The organism is Flavobacterium sp. ACAM 123 (assembly GCF_000264055.1).
Classification (GTDB): Bacteria; Bacteroidota; Bacteroidia; order Flavobacteriales; family Flavobacteriaceae; genus Flavobacterium.
This window is the reverse complement of the sequence record NZ_AJXL01000158.1, coordinates 1-5538: the sequence shown is the minus strand read 5'-3', so window position 1 is coordinate 5538 and position 5538 is coordinate 1. Positions and strand designations below refer to the sequence as shown.

The window sequence follows — 5538 nt, the reverse complement described above, 5'->3', positions numbered from 1 at the left end:
GGCACATAGATTTTCCGGGATTAACTAAAAATTTTTTCCATTTGGAACAGAAAGAATTTCAGATCTACGGCAATTCTTTGATTGACACAAAAGAGCTTTACTTCGGAATTCAAAGATTTAGCTTTTGTATTTGTGTACCGTTTTAAAAAGAAGTTCAAAATAGTTTTTAGTATTATTTAACTGCTCCCATTGTTTAAAACACTGCTTTTTTTATGATGGCGCTGTAATAAATTAGTTTTAACAGGACAATAACTAGCAATATTACTTGTCGTACCTTCTTGGGATTCGACCTGTATCTTTTAAACAATCAGAAAGTTCAATGGTTAGTTTTGAACCTTCTGCTTTTTTAGACAAATTTTAAGTTCTTTTTTACTTTTTTTAGAAGAGCCCTTTTACTCTCTTAGCTGAAGTTTCTGATGTCCGTATTGCTATGAGGTAAAAGCATAGTCGTCGCTAAACTCTCAAAGGGAAATAGCATAGCGATGGAAAGCTGATAGAAGTTTATAAAGAGCATGCTATTTCATCAAAGAGATAAAACCCGCTAAAAATGGCTTTTAAGCGGGTTTTGGAAAATAAAAAAACTAAAAAAATTACTTTATAACGGTCTCGTATTTTAAAATATCCAATTCTTTCATACAGGTATTTCATCATTTTGTATGTTCTAGCAATGTCGTTATCTAGACCAATTGAGAAACGGATTAAACCATCGGTCAATCCCATTTCGGCTTGTTCGTCTACAGGAATTTCACTCGAAGTTGAGGTTCCGGGAGCACTAAATAAGGTTTTGTAGAAGCCTAAACTTACTGCTAAATACCCTAAATTACGTGATTGCATTAATTCCATTAAGGCATTGGCTTTAGCCAAAGAGCCAACGTCTAATGTCATCATTCCGCCAAAGCCATACTCAGAATTGATCATTCCAGCGTATAAGTCGTGGCTTGGATGGCTTTTTAAACCGGGGTAAACCGTTTTTATTCCGTCTTTTTCAAAGTGTTCGGCAAGGTACATAGCATTGTGACTGTGTTGCTTAATTCTCAGGTGAAGCGTGCGCAGGTTTTTCATAACGCTGGCAGATCGCATACTATCCATTGTTGGTCCAAGTAACATACTGGCGCCACTATTTACGTCTTTCAATTCATTGATAAAGTCTTGGGACGCACAAGTTACCCCGCCCACAGTATCACTGCTTCCATTGATGTATTTTGTCAAACTATGAATTACAATGTCAGCGCCAAATTTAACTGGAGAAACAGATAAGGGAGAGAAGGTGTTATCGACGACTAATTTTAAATTATACTTTTTGGCAATCTTCGATAAACCAGCGATATCTGCCACTTCCAGTAATGGATTACTGACGGTTTCACAATACAATACCTTCGTGTCTGGAGTTATGGCAGCTTCAACTACATCTAACTTCGTGATATCAACAAATGTCGTTTTGATACCAAATCTTGGCGTAAAGTTTTTTAGAAAAGCATACGTTCCTCCATAAATTGTTCTACTAGAGACGATGTGGTCTCCAGCTCCGCACAACTGCATTAAAGTAGGCGTAATAGCTCCCATTCCGGAAGCGGATACATTTGCAGTTTCAGTGCCTTCCATTGCAGCCATTGCTCTGTCTAAATATAAATTGCTGGGTGAGGAATGGCGGGAATACAAATAACAACCTTCCATATTTCCTTCAAAGGTGTCAAACATCGTTTTTGCCGAAAGGAAAGTATAGGTAGAAGAATCTGAAATCGATGGGTTTACACCACCAAATTCACCAAAATATTGCAAATCTTGAATGTTGTCTGCGGGATGAAATTTCATTTTTTTTTTGTTAAAATTAGTTATTATATAAAACCTTATAAAATTGGCTTTAAACCAATAAAATAGAATTCGACTACTATTTATTGCCACAACAATAAGTCTGATCAATATCGTCCTTAGAACTATGTCAGTTTATCTTCTTGCTTTTATGATTTGAAAAAGTCAATAAAAAGAATGCAAATAGCGAAGACTAGAGTTGAAACGAGTTGAAACGCTGTTCTTAGCATAAAGGAAAGATCTTCCTTTATAACAGTGAAATCTATAATGTAAAGTACGTTTATATAGTTTTTAATATCAATAATATGGTATAAACTCAGTTTTTTAATCGGTTAAAGTCGGATAGTATAGATTTTTTTTCTATTTTTAAGCAATATTTTATGCTTTCACCAAAAAAACGACAGGATGACTTTAGATTTAATAGATAAAAAACTACTGGCACTGCTCCAAAAAGACAGTAAAAAGACAACGAAAGAACTGTCTTTAAAATTAAATTTGTCAGTTACGGCAGTGTATGAGCGCATTAAGAAATTAGAGCGAGAAGGTATTATTGATAAATACGTGGTATTGCTTAATAAAGCGAAGGTTGAAAAAGGGTTTGTAGTTTTTTGTCATCTAAAGCTCATCCAACACACTAAGGAATTTGTAACCAAATTCGAAAGTGAAGTGGTGCTATTAAAAGAAGTATTAGAATGTTATCACGTGAGCGGTGATAATGACTATATCCTTAAGATTGTGGTGAAAGATATGGAAGCTTATAGAGAGTTTTTAGTTACAAAGTTGACTACCCTTCAGCATATTGGTAGTACACAAAGTACCTTTATGATTAGTGAAGTTAAAAACACAACTGTGGTTGAAGTTTAGCTGATATCAGTCCAAAAATCACCTTGTTTTCGCTATATTAGATGGGTTGTCAGGTGATATCTTAACAAAATAAATTTAATATTAAACTTTAAACAAAACTTAATTCCTTAATTTTGTGCGACAATATATAAAAATATAACAAAAATAAATATACTATGAATTCATTTGACGTAGTCATTATTGGTTCTGGCCCAGGCGGATATGTATCAGCAATTCGTTGTGCACAACTTGGTTTCAAAACAGCAATTATCGAAAAATATTCAGTTCTTGGCGGAACTTGCCTCAACGTAGGATGTATTCCTTCAAAAGCATTGTTAGCGTCCTCACATAATTATGCAGATGTATCGCATTTTGCTGATCACGGAATTGAAATTTCGGGCGAAGTAAAAGTAAATCTGGAGAAAATGATTGCACGCAAGCAAGCAATCGTTGACCAGACCACAGGCGGAGTAAAATACTTGATGGACAAAAATAAAATTACTGTTCTTGAAGGTTTAGGTTCTTTTGTGGATGCCACTCATGTTGCTGTCGCAAAAGAAGACGGAACCAGTGAAACAGTTGAAGCAAAAAATATAATTATTGCAACAGGATCTAAGCCTGCTAATTTGCCCTTTATTAAGCTTGATAAAGAAAGAATTATCACATCGACTGAAGCATTAAAATTAAAAGAAGTACCTAAACATCTTGTTATCATTGGTGGTGGTGTTATTGGCATTGAATTAGGTCAAGTGTATTTACGTTTGGGAGCTAAAGTTTCGGTTGTGGAATACATGGACCGTATTATTCCAGGAATGGATGCCTCGCTGTCTAAAGAATTAACTAAAGTATTTAAGAAACAAGGAATGAAATTTTATGTTTCCCATAAGGTACAGTCCGTGGAAAGAAACGGTGATGCCGTGGCAGTTCAGGCAGAAAATGCCAAAGGCGAAACGATTACGTTAGAAGGGGATTATGCTCTAGTTTCTGTTGGGCGTCGTCCTTACACTGACGGGTTAGGTGCAGAAAATGCAGGAGTGAAAGTATCAGATAAGGGAATGGTAGAGGTAAATGATCATCTACAGACTAATATTCCTAATATCTATGCGATAGGAGATGTTGTTCGTGGAGCGATGTTAGCGCACAAAGCAGAGGAAGAAGGAGCGATGGTTGCTGAAATATTAGCAGGACAAAAGCCCCACATCAATTATAATCTAATTCCTGGTGTTGTTTATACTTGGCCAGAAGTGGCTGCAGTAGGACAAACTGAAGAGCAATTAAAGGCTTCTGGAGTAGATTATAAAGCTGGAAGTTTCCCTTTCAAAGCGTTAGGACGGGCAAGAGCTAGTGGAGATTTAGATGGTTTTGTTAAAATTCTTGCTGATGCAAAAACGGATGAGGTTCTTGGAGTTCATATGATTGGAGCTCGTTGTGCTGACTTAATTGCCGAAGCTGTTGTTGCAATGGAATTTAAGGCTTCAGCCGAAGACATATCAAGAATGTCACATGCGCATCCTACTTTTGCGGAAGCGATGAAAGAAGCGGCATTAGCAGCTACAGATAACAGAGCATTACACGTATAGTATCTACGATTTTATAGTAAAGAAAAAAACCCGTCAAAGAATGTTTGACGGGTTTTTTGTTTTCTGATTAAATTTAGAAGTTTCAACGTAAATAATATAAAATATACCGGTATTTACATAGTATCTTTATTAGAAAACAAATTAGTATGAAAAAGAGACATGTAGTAGGTGCTTTAGCACTTGTGGGAGTTGGAGTTTTTCTTAATTCCTGCTCGCGTAAAACGATTCCAGAGAAAGCAAAGGCCGTTCAAAATTTTGAAAAAGAAAAATATTTAGGAAAATGGTATGAAATCGCTAGATTGGATTTTAAATTTGAGCAGGGACTGAACAATACCACCGCTGAGTATTCGATGAAGGATAATGGAACGATAAAAGTGGATAATAAGGGTTATGATGTAAAAAATGACAAATGGAAGCAAAGCATCGGAAAAGCAAAGTTTGTGGGAGACGAGAATGTCGCCATGTTAAAAGTGTCATTTTTTGGGCCTTTTTATGGGGGTTATAATGTTATCGCTATTGACAAAGAGTATAAATATGCTTTAATTGCAGGAGGGAGCCTTGACTATTTATGGATATTATCTCGTGAAAAGTCAATTCCTTTAGAAGTTACCTCAGAATATTTGAAAATAGCAGAAAATATTGGTTTTAAAACAGCTGATTTAATATGGGTGCAACATACTAAATAAAAGTACGCAGCCATTAAGGAACAAAACCGTACTTTTATTTAGAGTCGGTTTTTGTTTTTTAGATAAAAAATTAATCCATTTTGAACAATCCCTTATAATTTTCCCAATGAGAGAAAATCAAGAACAGATTACTTACGAATACAAAAATAGCAAGGGGAAGATTTTCTGCAGTTAAAAAATAATTAATCAAAACGATATTAAGAGTCACAGGAAAAATGACAAGATTCGATAATGTTGTAAATTTTCCAGTTATAAATGATAGGCCGCATAAAAATTCAATGCTTTTTACCGAAAGAAATAAGTAAGTTGAGGCCATTCAACCAATTTGAAATGGTTTGAACTCTACTGTTATGCAGGCTCGGGGCTCAAATGTAAAAAATAACCGATAGAAGTATAGAGAAATAAAAGTCCAAGTAGAGTCCAGATAGTAATAGTAGCGATTTTCATGATATTTAGGTTTTATTGGTTAAAATTCTAAAATATACCAAGGCGGAAAGGTATCTTCATTTTTGATAGTATATTTCCCCTTCGATTACCTTTTAAATAAAAGCTCTTGTCCTTAAATTAAGTAATTTAAAAACAGCATATTACAGTAAGTCTGCAAAAAAAAGAAGCTGATT

General features: G+C 35.0%; 3 protein-coding genes and 1 pseudogene. 3 read left to right on the top strand and 1 reads right to left on the bottom strand.

The window, feature by feature from the left end; all coding sequences use genetic code 11:
• Positions 1–590 precede the first annotated feature (590 nt).
• A pseudogene (locus tag A3SG_RS20295) lies at positions 591–1812 on the bottom strand (aminotransferase class I/II-fold pyridoxal phosphate-dependent enzyme).
• A 402-nt stretch (positions 1813–2214) separates the two neighbouring features.
• On the opposite strand from A3SG_RS20295, the gene A3SG_RS0117225 reads away from it, so the two are divergent.
• The 3 genes from A3SG_RS0117225 (at position 2215) to A3SG_RS0117215 (ending at position 4918) form a co-directional block, all read left to right on the top strand.
• Entirely contained in the window at positions 2215–2673 is a 459-nt protein-coding gene (locus A3SG_RS0117225) for an Lrp/AsnC family transcriptional regulator (protein WP_016991246.1), read from the top strand.
• 155 nt (positions 2674–2828) lie between these two features.
• Positions 2829–4232: a dihydrolipoyl dehydrogenase gene (gene lpdA / locus A3SG_RS0117220; protein WP_016991245.1), complete on the top strand. Its 1404-nt coding sequence runs from the start codon at positions 2829–2831 to the stop codon at positions 4230–4232.
• A 146-nt stretch (positions 4233–4378) separates the two neighbouring features.
• Positions 4379–4918, top strand: a complete 540-nt coding sequence (locus tag A3SG_RS0117215; protein ID WP_016991244.1) for a lipocalin family protein — start codon at positions 4379–4381, stop codon at positions 4916–4918.
• The last annotated feature ends 620 nt before the right edge of the window (positions 4919–5538 follow it).